1 protein-coding gene is annotated in these 808 nt (G+C 37.7%); it reads left to right on the top strand.

The genetic code is table 11. The annotated features are described in order from the left end of the window. A partial coding sequence (locus tag IM284_RS23170; RefSeq protein ID WP_193055978.1) for a family 1 glycosylhydrolase occupies nt 1-808 on the top strand: 808 nt, incomplete at both ends.

The following is an 808-nucleotide window of genomic DNA, read 5'->3' as shown; positions in this document are numbered from 1 at the left end:
GACGGATACCGTGACGTTTTGTCCGTAGCGTCTCGTGGAAAACAAGCGGTAGCATTACACAACCTTTTGATTGCAAATGCGATGGTGGTACGTAATTACCATAAGGCTAAATATGATGGACGTATTGGCATTGCGTTAAACTTATCTCCTTGCATCGATAATGGACATCCAAATAGTACTACTGAGCAGTTATGTAACGATCTCCACAACAACTGGATTCTCGATGCTCTATATAAGGGAAAATATCCAGATTCAGTATTGAAAATGTATCAATCAGCATATCCTAAATTTAAGCCCACATCTCAAGATATGCAATTGATTACCCAAGGAAAACCTGATTTCATCGGCGTAAATTATTATGGTCCAACATTGGTTAGGTATGATAAATCTGAACCGTTTGAAATAGGTAATGTCCCTAACCCAGATAAAAAACCATCCGTCAACGGACCTGTTTCTCCTGAGGCGTTGGTTACAATGATGAAAAAGATTGATGCCGAATATGCTCATCCTACCTTCATTATTACTGAGAATGGTGCAGGTTTTGGTTTAGCTGATGAACAACTTAAGGAAGGGGTCATTTCTGATAAGTTGAGAGCAGACTATCTCAAGAGACATGTTACTGCCGTTATGAATGCAAAAAAGGAAGGATTGAATATTCAGGGCTATCTATTTTGGAGCTTGCTCGATAATTTCGAGTGGTTATGGGGTTACAAAAATAGATTTGGAATAATTGGTGTCGATTTCGATGATAAGAATTTGAAACGTATACCTAAGTTAAGCTATTATATTTACCAGAAAACTATTAAAG

Origin of the sequence: Enterobacter cloacae complex sp. P12RS, assembly GCF_014895875.1 — a bacterium.
Lineage (GTDB): Bacteria > Pseudomonadota > Gammaproteobacteria > Enterobacterales > Enterobacteriaceae > Enterobacter > Enterobacter bugandensis.
Note: the sequence above shows the minus strand (reverse complement) of the source record. Positions and strands in the feature narration are given on the sequence as shown.